This is a genomic window from Methyloceanibacter caenitepidi (assembly GCF_000828475.1).
Classification (GTDB): domain Bacteria; phylum Pseudomonadota; class Alphaproteobacteria; order Rhizobiales; family Methyloligellaceae; genus Methyloceanibacter; species Methyloceanibacter caenitepidi.
This window is the reverse complement of record NZ_AP014648.1, coordinates 2,009,609-2,023,906: the sequence shown is the minus strand read 5'-3', so window position 1 is coordinate 2,023,906 and position 14,298 is coordinate 2,009,609. Positions and strand designations below refer to the sequence as shown.

Annotated in this window: 14 protein-coding genes and 1 tRNA gene; 8 read left to right on the top strand and 7 right to left on the bottom strand. The window is 62.9% G+C overall.

What is annotated here, in order from left to right; genetic code table 11:
- Positions 1 to 69: 69 nt before the first annotated feature.
- Positions 70 to 1,020 carry a YihY/virulence factor BrkB family protein gene (locus GL4_RS09370; protein WP_052464324.1) on the bottom strand — a complete coding sequence of 317 codons (951 nt, stop codon included), beginning with the start codon at positions 1,018 to 1,020 and terminating at the stop codon, positions 70 to 72.
- An 84-nt stretch (positions 1,021 to 1,104) separates the two neighbouring features.
- Here GL4_RS09370 and GL4_RS09365 point away from each other — a divergent pair.
- Positions 1,105 to 1,194 (top strand) — tRNA-Ser (locus GL4_RS09365).
- Between the two features lie 131 nt (positions 1,195 to 1,325).
- Entirely contained in the window at positions 1,326 to 1,808 is a 483-nt protein-coding gene (locus tag GL4_RS09360; RefSeq protein ID WP_045366900.1) for a macro domain-containing protein, read from the top strand.
- Positions 1,809 to 1,849: 41 nt separating this feature from the next.
- Here the strand turns inward: GL4_RS09360 and GL4_RS09355 are convergent, their stop codons facing one another.
- On the bottom strand, positions 1,850 to 2,389 hold the full coding sequence (locus tag GL4_RS09355) for a tetratricopeptide repeat protein (RefSeq protein WP_045366898.1): 540 nt from the start codon (positions 2,387 to 2,389) through the stop codon (positions 1,850 to 1,852).
- A 199-nt stretch (positions 2,390 to 2,588) separates the two neighbouring features.
- Here GL4_RS09355 and GL4_RS09350 point away from each other — a divergent pair, with 199 nt between their 5' ends.
- Entirely contained in the window at positions 2,589 to 2,750 is a 162-nt protein-coding gene (locus GL4_RS09350; protein WP_156137494.1) for a hypothetical protein, read from the top strand.
- Between the two features lie 52 nt (positions 2,751 to 2,802).
- Positions 2,803 to 3,303 (top strand): GNAT family N-acetyltransferase, encoded by a 501-nt coding sequence (locus GL4_RS09345; RefSeq protein ID WP_045366894.1) that lies wholly within the window; start codon positions 2,803 to 2,805, stop codon positions 3,301 to 3,303.
- Positions 3,304 to 3,311: 8 nt separating this feature from the next.
- Here GL4_RS09345 and GL4_RS09340 read toward each other — a convergent pair whose 3' ends face one another.
- The 4 genes from GL4_RS09340 to GL4_RS09325 form a co-directional block, all read right to left on the bottom strand.
- Positions 3,312 to 4,343, bottom strand: coding sequence for an alpha/beta fold hydrolase (locus GL4_RS09340; RefSeq protein ID WP_197539034.1), 1,032 nt, complete (start codon positions 4,341 to 4,343; stop codon positions 3,312 to 3,314).
- 13 nt (positions 4,344 to 4,356) lie between these two features.
- A complete protein-coding gene (locus GL4_RS16755; protein ID WP_052464320.1) occupies positions 4,357 to 5,325 on the bottom strand; it encodes a pentapeptide repeat-containing protein in 969 nt (322 codons plus the stop codon).
- 253 nt (positions 5,326 to 5,578) lie between these two features.
- Complete coding sequence (locus GL4_RS09330) at positions 5,579 to 6,343, bottom strand: TerC family protein (RefSeq protein WP_045366891.1); 765 nt, start codon at positions 6,341 to 6,343, stop codon at positions 5,579 to 5,581.
- Between the two features lie 245 nt (positions 6,344 to 6,588).
- Positions 6,589 to 7,938 carry an OprO/OprP family phosphate-selective porin gene (locus tag GL4_RS09325; RefSeq protein WP_045366889.1) on the bottom strand — a complete coding sequence of 450 codons (1,350 nt, stop codon included), beginning with the start codon at positions 7,936 to 7,938 and terminating at the stop codon, positions 6,589 to 6,591.
- 603 nt (positions 7,939 to 8,541) lie between these two features.
- On the opposite strand from GL4_RS09325, the gene GL4_RS09320 reads away from it, so the two are divergent.
- The 3 genes from GL4_RS09320 to hspQ all read left to right on the top strand — a co-directional run bounded on the left by GL4_RS09320 (position 8,542) and on the right by hspQ (position 11,285).
- Positions 8,542 to 9,786: an FAD-dependent monooxygenase gene (locus GL4_RS09320; protein WP_045366887.1), complete on the top strand. Its 1,245-nt coding sequence runs from the start codon at positions 8,542 to 8,544 to the stop codon at positions 9,784 to 9,786.
- Positions 9,787 to 9,978: 192 nt separating this feature from the next.
- On the top strand, positions 9,979 to 10,896 hold the full coding sequence (locus GL4_RS09315) for a lysophospholipid acyltransferase family protein (RefSeq protein ID WP_082025593.1): 918 nt from the start codon (positions 9,979 to 9,981) through the stop codon (positions 10,894 to 10,896).
- A 56-nt stretch (positions 10,897 to 10,952) separates the two neighbouring features.
- A complete protein-coding gene (gene hspQ, locus GL4_RS09310; protein ID WP_045369875.1) occupies positions 10,953 to 11,285 on the top strand; it encodes a heat shock protein HspQ in 333 nt (110 codons plus the stop codon).
- Positions 11,286 to 11,436: 151 nt separating this feature from the next.
- Here hspQ and GL4_RS09305 read toward each other — a convergent pair whose 3' ends face one another.
- Positions 11,437 to 12,180: an invasion associated locus B family protein gene (locus GL4_RS09305; RefSeq protein WP_045366885.1), complete on the bottom strand. Its 744-nt coding sequence runs from the start codon at positions 12,178 to 12,180 to the stop codon at positions 11,437 to 11,439.
- 346 nt (positions 12,181 to 12,526) lie between these two features.
- On the opposite strand from GL4_RS09305, the gene GL4_RS09300 reads away from it, so the two are divergent.
- The gene (locus GL4_RS09300) at positions 12,527 to 14,260 is read left to right on the top strand and encodes an extracellular solute-binding protein (protein ID WP_082025785.1); all 1,734 of its coding nucleotides are present in this window, start codon (positions 12,527 to 12,529) and stop codon (positions 14,258 to 14,260) included.
- The last annotated feature ends 38 nt before the right edge of the window (positions 14,261 to 14,298 follow it).

Genomic DNA, 14,298 nt, shown 5'->3' with positions numbered 1-14,298 from the left:
AATTCTGTGGAATTTTTAGTGAAAGCGCCGTCAGCCGCCGCAGCGCAAAGGACTTTTTGGGTCGGGCAATCAGTCGGCGGCTGCGGCTCTCTTCCCGCTTTCCCGCTCGACCGCCGCATTGATCTCCGCCCCGATCAGGACGATGTAAAACGAGATATAGAGCCAGAAAAGCAGAATGATCACGGCGCCCAGCGACCCATACATCTTGCCGTAGTTTGCGAAATTCGAGACGTAATACGAGAAGCCCAACGACGCGAGCAGCCAAACCGCCGTCGCGAAGATGGATCCCGGCGTCACCCAATGCCACTGCGGGTCCTCATGGCTCGGGCCGAAGCGATAGACCAGCGCCAGCAAGAACAATGTCAGCAGGAAGAACACCGGCCAGCGCAGATAGGTGACCGCCATCTGGAAGACATGCGGATGCCCCGAGTTCTCGAACAGCAGCGGTACGGAGATGATCGCGAACAGCATGGCCGTGACGCCGACAATGGCGATGAACGTGTATCCGACAGCGGCTAGATAGAAGTGCACGATGCCGCGCCGCTCGGGCTGGCCATAGGCGATGTTCAGTGCCGAGAACATTGCTTGCGTGGCGTGGTTCGCACTCCAGAGCGCGACGAAAAGTCCCGCCGCAAAACCCCAGCCCAGAGTCTGGCCGGAGGTCTCGGCGATGCGTTTGATCTGATCGAGCACGATCGCATAGGCCTCGGGCGGCAGCACAGTCTGGAAGATGTCGAATTGGCGCTCCACATTCTCGGGATTGGCCGTCAGGCCGTAGAGTGAGATCGACGCCGTGAGCGCCGGGAAGATCGCAAACAGCGCGTAATATGCGCAGCCTGCCGAGACTACGGACAGGTGGTCCCGGCCGGTGCTGATCCCGACGTCCTTGACGATGCGCCCGAATGCTCTTGTCCGGCGGTAACTGTGCTCGCCATGGCGCTCGGGGGCAGGCTCCGGAGCGCTCGGGCTGTCATTGCCGACTGGCGCGGCGTCGCCGGTTTCGCTGGACTTGCGGTTCATGACGTCATGAAGGAATGTGTGCCTCCGACTCGCAAGGAGACCGCGCTTCGCTGTCGAGCGCAAGATGCAGCGGGCGGACTTTCCGGAGGGGTGGCCGAGTGGTTGAAGGCACCGGTCTTGAAAACCGGCAGGCGGGCGACCGTCTCGTGGGTTCGAATCCCACCCCCTCCGCCAAATCTATGATTGTCGTGCCGCTACCCGTCGGCGAGCCTCATTGATCAGGCGCAAGGCCGGACCGGGCCGCAAAGGCTACTCTTACGGTATCGAGCGGTTCGCCCGATCCCCCTATTTCAAGAGGTAGCACATTGATCACGAAAGTTCGCGGCGACATTCTTTTGAGCGATGCCCAGGCCATTGCCCATGGCGTCGCCCCCCACGATCATTTCAACCAAGGCCTCGCTTTGGCACTGCGCGAGCGGCATCCGGCCATGGCAAAAGATTTTCGCCACTACTGTCACCAGGAGAACCCGAAGCCCGGTCATGCCTGGCTCTGGGCCGGCCCCGAAAGGGTCGTCATCAACCTGATGACGCAAGAACCTGCGCCTGACGAAAAAGCTCATCCGGGCAAGGCGACCGCACACAATGTCAGTCATGCACTGAAAGAGCTGCGCGCCATTCTCGAAAAGGAGAACATCTCGTCGGTGGCGCTGCCCAAGCTTGCGACGGGTGTCGGCGGCCTGCCGTGGGAAGAAGTCGAACCGCTCATCGAGAGCCATCTGGGCGATCTCGGGATCCCCGTCATCGTCTACGACACCTACGAGAAAGACGTGAAGGCGGCCGAATTCTAGGCACGACCTATGTGCCGGCTGCGGCGCGGGGCGGCTCCGTCTCAGCGGACATTCGGCGGACGGTACTCGGGTAGTCCGGGATCGTTCGCGTGGTGCTCTTGGATGCGTTTCTTCGCCTCGGTGAGCTGCTCCCCGGTCATCCGAGCGGCGACGTCTTGCTGGTTCGCCAGCGCGCGCTCGCGATGCCCGAACTCGGCCGCCTGGTAGCCCTCGGCGGCCAGCCCGAACCAGGCATAGGCGGCGACGAGATCCTTCGGCACGCCCCGGCCGTGTTTGTAGAGAACGCCGAGATTGTTCTGGGCGAAGGGATGGCCGAGCTCGGCGGCTTGCGCGTACCAGTTTGCGGCTTCGGCGTAGTCTTGCGGCACACCCTGCCCCCGCTCGTGCATGTACCCGATCAAATACTGCGCGTGCCTGTCGCCGTCCTTCGCGAACGGCGTCATGGCCTGCATGGCCTCCGGATAGTCCCCGCGATAATAGGTGGCCATGGCGCCCTCGAGCGACTGCGCCGCGGCGCTGCCCGCAATTCCGAAGATGGCGGCGCCGAGTACGGCGCCAGCAACATAAACCGATCTCAACATGGCTTGCTCCAGTGTTGGTCTGCGCTCCTGATACGCATTGGCTCTGACCACGGATCAATGCCCTCCTGAAGAGGCATCAAACGCTCGCCGGCGACTTGCATCCAACTGTCATCTTTCTCGACGACAATCCGCCGGGCGCGTTTTCGAGCGCCTCACAGGCCGAGGACGATTTATGGAAAATGACAAGAAAAACAGCGACTTGAAGCTGGAGGCGTTTCTCGCCCGGGAAAGCGCGCGACGCAAACGGGCCGCCGCTTTGGGCGAATCGTCCAACGCCGTCGACAAGGATCTGGAGCGCCTCGTCGAAGAAGAGCGGATTCGACGGAACGCCGAACAAGACGAACAGCCCAAAAAGCGATAGGGCGGCGCCAACCTTCCTCCTCCCGTTTGCTACGCTCTATTCTGCATCTACTATGGAGATTCGCCCTGAAACCCCGTCGGACGAAACCGCGATCGACCGCGTCGTGGATTGCGCCTTTGCGTCCAAATCTCACACCGGTCATGCCGAGGCGGCTATCGTTCGCGCGTTGAGGACTGGCGGCGATCTGAGCTTCTCCCTCGTCGCCGAACTCGGCAGCGCGCTTGTCGGCCATATTGCGTTTTCACCGGTCGACATCGATCACCAGCAGGGTGACTGGTTCGGTCTGGGGCCGCTCGCGGTTCAACCGGCGCACCAGCGGCAGGGTATCGGCTCGGCATTGGTCAATCGCGGCCTCACCGATCTGCGCATGAAGGGCGCCGCCGGCTGTGTGGTGCTTGGGGACCCGGGCTTCTATGGCCGGTTGGGCTTCGAAAGCGACGGCACGCTGAGCTATGGCGGGCTGCCGACGCATTACATCCAACGGATCGTTTTCACGGGAAAAGCACCGGCCGGCGAGATCCGCTACGCCCCCGCGTTCGATCTGGCAGGGTAGCGGCACCCCTATTGGCCGGCATCTAGCGCTTGCAGCAGCGCATCCTTGAAGCGCCCGAAGTCCTCGATGTGAGGAAGATGCCCTAACCCATCGAGTTCGATCAATTGCGCATCCGGTATCCGTGATGCAGCGTCTTTGCCGAGCCGGTCGTACCGACCCAATTCACGCGACACCCGCGCCCGCTTGTTCGCCCTGTTCGGGCCGGTCCGGTCGCGTGTGCCGATGATCAACGTGGTGGGCACCGCGAGGCGCTCGAGATCGTCGATCACCGGCTGGGTTAAAATCATGTCGTAGGTCAGCGCCGAGACATAGGCGAGCTGCTCGGAGTCGGGGCCATTGATCCAGCCGCGCAACGGGATCGTGAGCGCGTCGTACGCATCGCTCCACGCGCCGTCGTAATAGTTCTTGCGCTGGTACGCGACGATATCGGCACCGGTCAGGGCTTTCTCGCGCTCGAAAGCCGCGGAGATATCGGGATAGGTCGTGTAGTCGAGATAGTCCTCTAGCCCGATCGGGTTGACCAGCACGAGGCGTCTCGTTCGCTCGGGATAGGCAAGCGCGAAGCGTGCGGCGAGCATGCCGCCCATGGAATGACCGACAATAACGGCCTTCTTTATTCCGAGGGCGTCCATGAGTACGGCCGTGTTCGCGGCAAGCTGGTTGAAGCTGTATTGGTAGGCCACAGGCTTGGAGGATTTCCCAAAACCGATCTGATCGGGCATCAGCACGCCGTAGCCGCGGCTTGCGAGAAACTCAGCCGTCTGGCGCCAGTAGGCTCCGTTGAAGTTCTTCCCGTGCAGCAAGACCACGGTCGGCGCATCTTCCTTTCCCGGCAGGTACATGTACGCCATTTCGAGGTCCTGTCGCTGGCTCTTCAGCGCCAGGATGTGGACCTCGAAGGGATACGCGTAGCCGGACAGGCGCGCATCGAAGACTGGTTCTTCGGCGACAGGCGCCTCATCGGCCTGTGCCGGCACGAACGCGAGCCAGAGTGGGACGAACGCCGCGAATGCCAATGAATTGAAATGGGAACGCGCCACGCGGCAGGTTGGACTAGGCGCGATCGCGCCAGTTGCGCGCCGGCCTGCCAGTGCGACGCGGACCACCCACGAGCCATGAGACATGCTTGTTCTCGCTATCGCCCGGCTCGGTGTGGGTCGCATCGTGACCGTTCGACCGCATCACAGAGCGCTGAGGCTCAAAGCGCTCCGGCGCGGGCTGCGGACGACTGGCGTGCACCTTGGGCAGCGTCGGCGCCGGTGAGAAGGTCCGCCTCTCGACGGGCTGCGCCTCGACCGGCTCGGGATCGGGCTCCGCCGGAAGCGCCGCATGAGGTGCGATCTCCACTTGTTCCGGCTCCGGCTCCGGCTCAGGCTCAACGTAGGCGGCCGGTTCGGGTGCTTCTTCTTCCTGCTGATAGGTCTCTTCCGGTTCCGCGACCGCGTAGAAGGACGTGCGTGCAGGTTCCGCAGGTGCTTCGGCACCGGGCGCTTCGTACGCCGCCTCTCCCACCGCGTCGCGCGCCGTTTCGATATGCAGGACGCCTTGGCCAACGCTCCAAAGGGCCGGCCGCTGCAGGTCGTGCGGAAGAATCGTCCCGAGGTTTCCCTCGGCTTCGCCGATCTGATCGGTCGTCAAATCGCGGACATCGGTAAGGCTCGCACCGCTGAGATTGGCGGCCTTCAGCACGGCACCGGCGAGGGTCGCGCCGTCGAGATTCGCTCCGGCCAAGTCCGCGCCGGTCAGGTCCACGCCCTCGAGCCGCGCCCCGCGCAGGTCCGCGTTCGTCAGGTCCGCGCCGCGCATGTCCGCGCCGGTCAGGGTGGCGAAATAGAGCGTCGCATCGGCCAGAAGCGCCCGCGACAGATTGATCGGGCCGCCGTTCATCGGGCCCAACTGCCGGTCGCCGATGCTCAAGGCGATACCCTCGAGATCAGGCACGATCGACGGGTTCTCGGCACGCCACGCGTTCCAAACGCGGGGGCCGCGACGCAGAATCTCTATGTGCTCCGGAATTGTCATTTCGCGACTCTGCGTACTACGGGAAAGGCAATCGGCTCAACGCGATATTTTGTGCGGTGCGACTAAAAAATGCGCAGTGCAACCAATATGCGTGTCCGATTGGCGTACCGGGTGGATGTAACAGTTTTCTAGCAGCGCTCTGCTTGTCCACAATACCCACCGGGACGAGCACGATTGTACCGCCGATCGCCTTCGCCCGCCACCGCAGCGGCGTGGCTTTGCAGCAACGCCGCGCCACAAACAGCGCCTCTCCTTAGGCCTCCGACGGCGGCTTCGGCGGACCGTCGTCGGCCTCGGCCGTTCGCCGCTTCCTGCTGGCCAGAACGTTGATCATCTCGACGCCTGCGGAGAACGCCATGGCGAAGTAGATGTAGCCGCGCGGAATGTGGAAGTGGAAGGCATCGGCCACGAGTGCGGCGCCGATCAGCAGCAGGAAGGACAGAGCGAGCATTTTGGTGGTCGGATGTCGGTCGATGAAGGCGGCCACCGGGCCCGAGGCGACGTACATCACGGCGATCGCCACGACCACGGCCGCGACCATCACCTCGACGTGCTCCGCCATTCCCACGGCCGTGATGATCGAATCCACCGAGAAGACGAGATCGATAACGGCAATCTGCACGACCGCCGCGGTCATCGAGGCCACGATGGGTCCGGATCCCATCTCGTCGCCGCCCCCCTCGATCCCATCGTGAATTTCGCGGGTACCCTTCACCAGGAGGAATAGCCCACCCGCCAGCAGAATGAGATCGCGCCACGAAAAGGCGTACTCCCCCACCGTGAAGATCGGCGTGGTCATGTGAATGAACCAGGCGAGGAAGCCAAGCATGATGACGCGGAACACCAGCGCCAGCATCAGGCCGATACGGCGCGCGGCGAGTTGTTGCTCCGCCGGGAGCCGCTGCACCATCACCGAGATGAACACGACGTTGTCGATGCCGAGCACGATCTCCATCGCACTCAAGGCCAGGAAGCTCGCCCAGACATGCGGATCGGTGAGAAATTCGACAAGAGTCATGAAGCTCTGACCGGCGTCGCGTCCGTTGCACCCCGGTCTCCTGCATAACTCAGATAGGCGTATTGGGTCTATCGCCCGTTTCGGTCTCTGGGGGCTGGCTGGGCGCTCCTGAACGAGAAAGGCCCGCCGGTCGAACCGGCGGGCCTATCTCTATCAGCCTTTCCCCGAGCAAAAGGCCGCCGCCCGGGACAGGGGCGGCGGCAGTTTGGCGAAAGGGGATATCTTCGCTGTCAGATTGTCTCGACTTACCAGTCGATCTGACCGCGCATTCCGAAGCCGCTGATGTCAGCGCCGTCGTTGTCGTTGAACTCACCGCCGATATCGGTGCCGATGACGTTGAACATCAGGCGGGTGTACGCGGTCGGGTACCAGTTCAGCGCGATGGTCCAGCCTTCTTCGTCACCGCACTTGTCGCAATCATGACCGGCAGCGAGAAGCGCCGAGGCATCGGCACCCACATCGACCTGCTGCCAGCGGCCTGCGAGTTCCCAGGCGCCCCAGCCACCGTTCTTCAGATCGAAGGGATTGTTGGGCTTAACACGGCCGAACTCGCCCTTATCGGCTTCGTAGTTCCGCATATCGTCGGTCAGGAACACGCTACCGAAGACATACCAACCGTTGTAGTCGGGGTTGATGCTGCGGGAGGACATGCTCTTGTAGTACTGCGGCACATCGGTCGACAGCTCGGCATATTCACCCTGGACCGAGAAGCGGCGCCACACGGCGGCACCTTCAAGACCCCAGTACTGGTCGGATTCGCCGAGCGGCTCGGTCTCGACGAACTTGTCCGCCAGGTGGAGACCCGGGCGAGCTTCGTAGTTGTAGAGAGCCGAAACGCCTTCCTCGGTGCCGTTGTTGCGGCTGCGATAGCTGGCACCCAAGTGGACGATGGCATCGTCGGTGTTGACGGGTGCAACCGTACCGCGGACAGCCCAGATCGACGGGCCGTCATCCCAAACACCGTCGTCGCCGATGTTCGGTCCGTTGTAGCTCGTCTGGAACGACCAACCGAAGTCGTCGTCGCTACCGGCATGCAGACCGACGCCGAGAGCGCGAGGCTCAGCCTCGAAGGCCTCGATGAAGAAGGCCCGCTCCATGAAGGTGATGTAGCGCGAGCTGGTCATACCTTCGAGCGAGTTGGCGATCTTGAACTGACCGAACAGGATCTCGAGATTGTTCCAGTCGCTGAAGCCAGCGTACGCGATGTAGGCATCCTTGACGTCGACTTCGTTACCGGCGAAGTCTATTTCGAACTTGTACTTCCAGTCGTACCAGATCGTGCCTTCGACGCCGAGACGCGCACGGCGCGCTTCCCAGTCGTTGATGTCCGGATCGCCGGTGATCGGCTCATCCTGGTCGATCGAGTTGTAATCGATCTGCAAACGGCCGCGAACCTTGAAGCTGAACTTGCCGTCAGCGCTGGAAATCTGCGGCGCGCCCTTCCACTTCACGACGGGCTGAGACTTCTTGTATTCCTCGAACTCCGCCCGGGTGATGTACTGCGCTTTGGCAACCGGCGCTGCCGAAGCAAGAATTGCAAACGCGCTGGCGCTCGCAAACAAAGTAAGACCGACTTTCTTAAGTCCCCCGATCATGACCCCTCTCCACTCTTATAGAGTTAAACTTACGATCTGGCTTCGTCACTGAGCTGAGGTGTCTTCGTCCCTCTTGCACCCAGCAATTCAGCAAGCCCGCTTCCTGCGAACCTCGGTTAACGTTCTATTTCCCGAGCCATGACGGGTGTGTGACACTCCGGCGACATCCCGGATTTCACTCAGGGCTGTTGCACATCGGCCACGGCGGTCTCCCGCGGCACAAAAAAGCGCTTCTCGACCGCCTGCATGGAAGGTGCGTAAGTCATTGTTCCTATGTAGTTTTTCTCTATCCGCGCGGCAGTGCGCGGCGGCCTGTCGCAGGCGCTGCGCCCTGCACGATTCCAGCGAGTTTTGCGCTCTGTTGCGGTGCAAAACCCGCGTTGCGCGAGCGGATATCCTGCCTGCGCGCAATACGCTCAGAATATTGCGTTTGCAGAAGCACTTAGGAGACCTTTCGGTAGGTAAGATCGCAACTCAGCGATTCCCACGCCGGAACCTCTCTCAGGCGACGTGGCCGACGCGCCCAAACGACGGCAGTCAAGGCGATGTTGACCCGTGCGTCGCGGGCCGTGCTGCGCTATCAGGAGGGAGGAAGGATCGTCGATGAGTGCACTCCCGCCGGATAGTCCGATGTTCGATGTCGTCGTGGTGGGCGCCGGTCCCGCCGGCATCGCGACCGCCCTTGCACTCCACCACGTGGGCGCGGCCGTGGCCCTCGCCGGCCCCCCGCCGCCGGCGACCGCGTCCGCTAGACCCGAGACCCGCACGGCGGCGTTGCTGACGAGTTCCGTGGACTTCCTGAAGCGCCTCGGCGTGTGGGAGCGATTGCTGCCGGATGCAGCGCCGCTCACGGCCATCCGGATCGTCGATGCCTCGCGCAGCCTGCTGCGCTCGCCGGATATCGCCTTCGAAGCCCGGGAGCTGGGGCTCGACAGCTTCGGCTTCAACATAGCGAACACCGCCTTGAATACGGTCCTTTACGAGCGCGCGCGCGCAGTTCTGCCGCGTCTCGCGCCCGAGCCCGTCGAGACAGTAGACCTCGGCCCCGACCGGGCCATGCTGACGTTCCCGTCCGGAAACCGGCTCGCGTGCCGTCTCGTCGCGGGCGCCGACGGCCGCCGCTCGATCTGCCGGCAGGCGGCGAAGATCGAAACGCGGGACGTCCGCTACGAGCAGGCGGCCATCGCCTCCAGCTTTCGCCACAGCCTGCCCCATCGAGGGGTCGCGACGGAGCTCCACCGGGAGGGCGGCTCGGTCACGAGCGTGCCGACACCGGATCAAAACACGTCCAGCCTGGTCTGGGTCACCAGCCGGGAGGACGCCGCAGACTTGATGGCACTCGATGAGGCCAGCTTCGCCGCGCGGCTCCAAGAGCGCTTCGACGAGACCCTCGGGGTGATCTCCGACGTCGGTCCGCGTGCAAGCTTTCCCGTCGCGGGGCTCACCGCCAAGCAAATGGCGGCCAACCGCACGGCTCTCGTGGGAGAGGCTGCCCATATTATGGCGCCGATCGGCGCCCAGGGCCTCAACCTCGGCCTTCGCGATGCCGCTGCGCTTGCAGATTGCGTCGCCGATGCCTTGCGGCATGACCGGGATCCCGGCGGAGCGCCGGTTCTGGCCCAATACGCCAAGGCGCGTCAGCTCGATGTCCTGTCGCGCACGGTCGGTGTCGATCTTTTGGGCCGCTCCCTGCTGACCAAGCTTCTTCCCGTGCAATTGGCACGCAGCGCGGTTCTGACCGGGCTCAACGCCTTCGCGCCTCTGAAGCGGATGGTGATGCAGGCTGGACTTGCGCCGCCCGCCGATCTGCCCCGCCTCATGCGCCCCGTCGACAGCCTGCCCGCTTGACGTCGCTTCGGAGTTTCTTCAAGACGTTGCGCTTCCCGACGCCGCCCGCCGATCTGCCCCGCCTCATGCGCCCCGTCGACAGCCTGCCCGCTTGACGTCGCTTCGGAGTTTCTTCAAGACGTTGCGCTTCCCGACGCCGCCCAAAACCGTCCCGGCGCTTCCCACGTAAATCGAACGACCGAAGGCTGACACTTGGCGAACTCACTCGACACGTCCATCGCGACCGATCTGAAATACCGGCTCGAGTATGCGGGTCTTCGGTTTTTGATCGGACTCGTCCGTCTCGTGCCGCTCGATACCGCCTGCGATATCTCCGCCTTCTTTTGGCGGGTCCTGGGCAAGCGAAACCGCCGCCACAAGCGCGCCCTGGCCAATCTGGAACGTGCCTTTCCCGAGAAGTCGCTCGAGGAGCGCGAGCGCATCGCCGTTGCCGCCTGGGACAATCTCGGCCGCGTCATGGTCGAGACGATGAACATCGACCGCATCATCAAGGATCCGAGCCGGCTGCACGTCACCAACGGCCACTGGATCGGGCGCTACAAGGACAAGATGGGTCCGGCTCTGATCGTGACCATGCATATGGGCAACTGGGAAATCGGCATGTGGCCCGTAACCCTCGCGGGCGTCCGCCCGGCCGGCGTCTACAGGTCCGTGAAGAATCCTTATGTCGACCGTTATCTTCGGCGGCAGCGCCAAGCCCTTTATCCGGGCGGGCTTTTCGGCCGCGGCCGCACCGCTGGCGACGACGAGACACAGAAGACCGCGCGGCTGATCATGGACTATGTCCGCCAGGGCGGCCGGCTCGGCTTCATCTCGGACCTGTACGACCGCAACGGAATCGAAGTCCCCTTCTTCGGCCATCTCGCCAAGAGCATGCCGATCGCCGCCATGATCGCGCGCCGGGTGGGCGCCCGCATCTGGATCGGCCGGTGCGTCCGCATCGGGAACCGCTCAGTGTTCGACGTCAACGTCAATGAGCTCAGGATCCCCCGCACCAAGAATCAGGCCGAGGACATTCGCGCCATCACGGCCGCGATCCAGCGCTATTTCGAAGTATGGATCCGGGAGAACCCGGAACAGTTCATGTGGTCAAATCGCCGCTGGTCCTAAGGTCTTGTGATCCCGCGTTGACACTGTCCCGCACCCGCGATCTTATCTGTGGAATGATGTCTACGGTTCGAAACGCACGATTTCAGATCGGTCAAGTCGTCCGCCACCGGGTCTATCCCTTCCGCGGAGTCGTCTTCGACGTGGACCCGACCTTCTCCAACACCGAAGAATGGTACGCGTCCATTCCGCAGGACGTTCGGCCGGCAAAGGACCAGCCCTACTATCATCTGCTCGCGGAGAACGCCGAAACGGAATACGTGGCCTATGTTTCGGAGCAGAACCTGCTGCCGGACGAGTCCGACGAGCCCTTGCGGCACCCGCAAATCCCGGAGTTCTTCGAGGACCTGCGAGACGGCGTGTTCCGCTTCCGCTTCGTCCAGGAACATTGATCCGGCCCCTGCCGCCGTTCCGCCGGCTGGTTTCCTCACGTCCTTGAACACTGGAACCGCGCAAGATCCCCAGCGGCCACAAAAAAGGCCGCGCAGGTAATCCTGCGCGGCCCGCTGAACTGTGTTGGACGGGCTCGATCCGCCCGCTGCTCTATTGCTGCGGCGCTGCGCCGGGCTGCTGGGCCGCACCAGGCTGCTGGGCGCCGCCGGCTTGACCCTGACGGGCCTTGGCGGCGAGTTCCTGCTGGCGCTGGCGATACATCTCGATCGTCTGGCGGCGCTGCTGCTCGTAGGCTGCGGTGTCGGTGGGCGGGCCATCGAAAGCCGCGGAAAAGCCGGTGAGCGGAACCGGGAAAGCCATGGTCTTCTTCTGCACGTTCATTGCCGCGACGACCATCTGCTGCCCCGACCGCATCTTGGCCAGGAGATCGTCCGTCAGTTCCATGTCGGCTTGGCAGCTAGCCGGGAAGCAGACCGAGAACGCCATCGGTGTCGGCTGCTCCTTGTCGACAACAACCTGGGCGCCGGTCGGCATGACAAGCGAGTACACCGTCGGCATGCGAACGATGAACTGCTTCTGGGGATCGCCTTCCACGGTACGGATGGCCGCGTAGACCATCACGATGCCCATGTTGGGATCGAAGGTCTCGTGCTGGATCAGGCAGATCTGCTTGTTGCCGGTTTGCTCGTTCTTCACGCATAGCTTGACCCAGGACGGTTGCGCAGACGCCGCCGGCGCCGCAGCGCCACCCTTTGGTGCGGCGGAGGAATTGGGCTGCTGGGCCGTCGCGAGCACACTGGCGGACGTGATGCCGAGCACCAAGAGACTTGCGCCCAGCACATGACGCGCCGCAGTGCGGCCAATACTATTCCAGCGATCCTTGGACCAGATCATCAAACGACCTTTCCTCTCTCTATATTTGGACTGGCAATGATCCGCCGGCCCTACCGGTGCCCATTCTCTCTCGTTAGGGTCAATACCCGAAATGCGGCGCGGGCGTGGCTAACAACCGCTGTCTCGGGCTCGCCGCACTCTCAATCTTCCGATGATCTAGATTGGGGAAGGATTAGGTACGGCATAAGATTTCTTGGTTAGGAATGTTACCCTTAGCTCAATAGCGTAACGCGCTGGCATCTATAGCCATCCAAGGTCATCGTTGAAAGCCCCTATTTTGCTCCTGACCGCGGGACTCCTGCTCTGCCCTGCAGGAGCCCTGGCGGACCCCAAAGGCGGAATCGCCATGCATGGCGAGCCCCTTGAGCATGCCGATTTTTCAAACTTTTCCTATGCCAACCCAGACGCGCCCAAGGGCGGCCAGGCCCGATTTGCCCAGCAGGGCTCGTACGACAACCTTAATCCGTTCATCGTGAAGGGTGTTTCGGGCGACGGCGTGCGCGAATACGTCTACGAAACCCTGATGGCCCGGGCCTATGACGAGCCCTTTACGCTGTACGGCCTGATCGCCGAATCCATCGAAACGCCCCCGGACCGGTCCTGGGTCGAGTTCACGCTTAACCCTGCGGCCAAGTTTTCGGACGGCACCCCGATTACCGTGGAGGACGTCATTTTCTCCCATGCGGTGCTGCGGGACCACGGGCGTCCGAACCATCGCTCCTACTACAAGAAGGTCGTGAAGGTCGAAAAAACGGGTGAGCGCTCGGTCCGGTTCACCTTCGACGACTCCGGCGACAGGGAAATGCCGCTGATCATGGGCCTGATGCCGATCCTCCCGAGCCATGCGCTCACGCCCGAGAGCTTCGAGCAGACCACGCTCGATCCGCCGCTCGGCAGCGGGCCCTATGTCGTGGACGCGGTCGACCCCGGCAAGAGCCTCACCTTCAAGCGCAATCCCAACTATTGGGGGCGCGACTTGCCCGTCAATCGCGGCCGCTACAATTTCGATGAGATCCGCGTCGACTACTTCCGGGACGCCAGCTCGATGTTCGAGGCGTTCAAGTCCGGGCTCGTCGATCTTCGGGAGGAGCTCTCGCCCAATCTTTGGGCGCAAGGGTATGACTTTCCCGCCTTGCGCCAGGGGAAGGTCGTGACCGAAGCCCTGCCGATCGAGACGCCGGCAGGCATGTCGGCCCTCGTCTTCAACACGCGCCGCCCGATCTTCGCCGATCCGCGCGTGCGGCAGGCGCTGATCCGGCTCTTCGACTACACCTGGATCGACCGGACGCTCTATCACGACCTCTTCGCCTATACGCAGAGCTATTTCGCGCGTTCGGAGTTGTCCTCCCATGGCCGCCCGGCGGATGCGACCGAGCGCGCGCTCCTGGCCCCCTTCCCCGACGCCGTGAAGCCCGAGATCATGGACGGAACGTTTTCGTTCGCGGCGAGCGAAGGGGCCGGCCAGAATCGCGAGGGCCGTATCGCCGCGCTCAAGCTGCTGAACGAGGCGGGCTACGTGTTGCGCAACGGCACGCTCGTCAACGCCGAGACGGGCGAACCGTTCACCTTCGAGATCCTGGCGCGCACCCGCTCGCAAGAACGCCTGCTCCTCACCTATGCGGATGCGCTCAAGAGGGTGGGCATCGATGTCAGCATCCGCCAAGTCGATTCCGCGCAGTATGAGCGCCGCAAGCAGACCTTCGAATTCGATATGATCCCGAACTATTGGGGCGCCTCGCTGTCCCCCGGCAACGAACAGTCGTTCCGTTGGGGCAGCCAGGCTGCCAAGACGGAAGGGTCGTTCAATCTGGCGGGGGTCGAGAACGAGGCCGTCGATGCGATGATCGCCGCTATGCTCGAAGCCAAGACACGGGAGGATTTCGTGTCAGCCGTGCGGGCCTTGGACCGGGTTCTCCTGTCCGGTGACTACGTCGTGCCGCTATTCTATCTACCGGATCAGTGGGTCGCCCGCTGGACCCGGCTGCAACGGCCGAACGAGACTCCGCTCTACGGTTACCAAGTCGATACGTGGTGGTACGACCAAGATCAGGATGGCCGCAGGGGAACCCGAAAGCCGTAGCACTCGATGAATTAGTAAGCGCCGACAACGACCTTGAG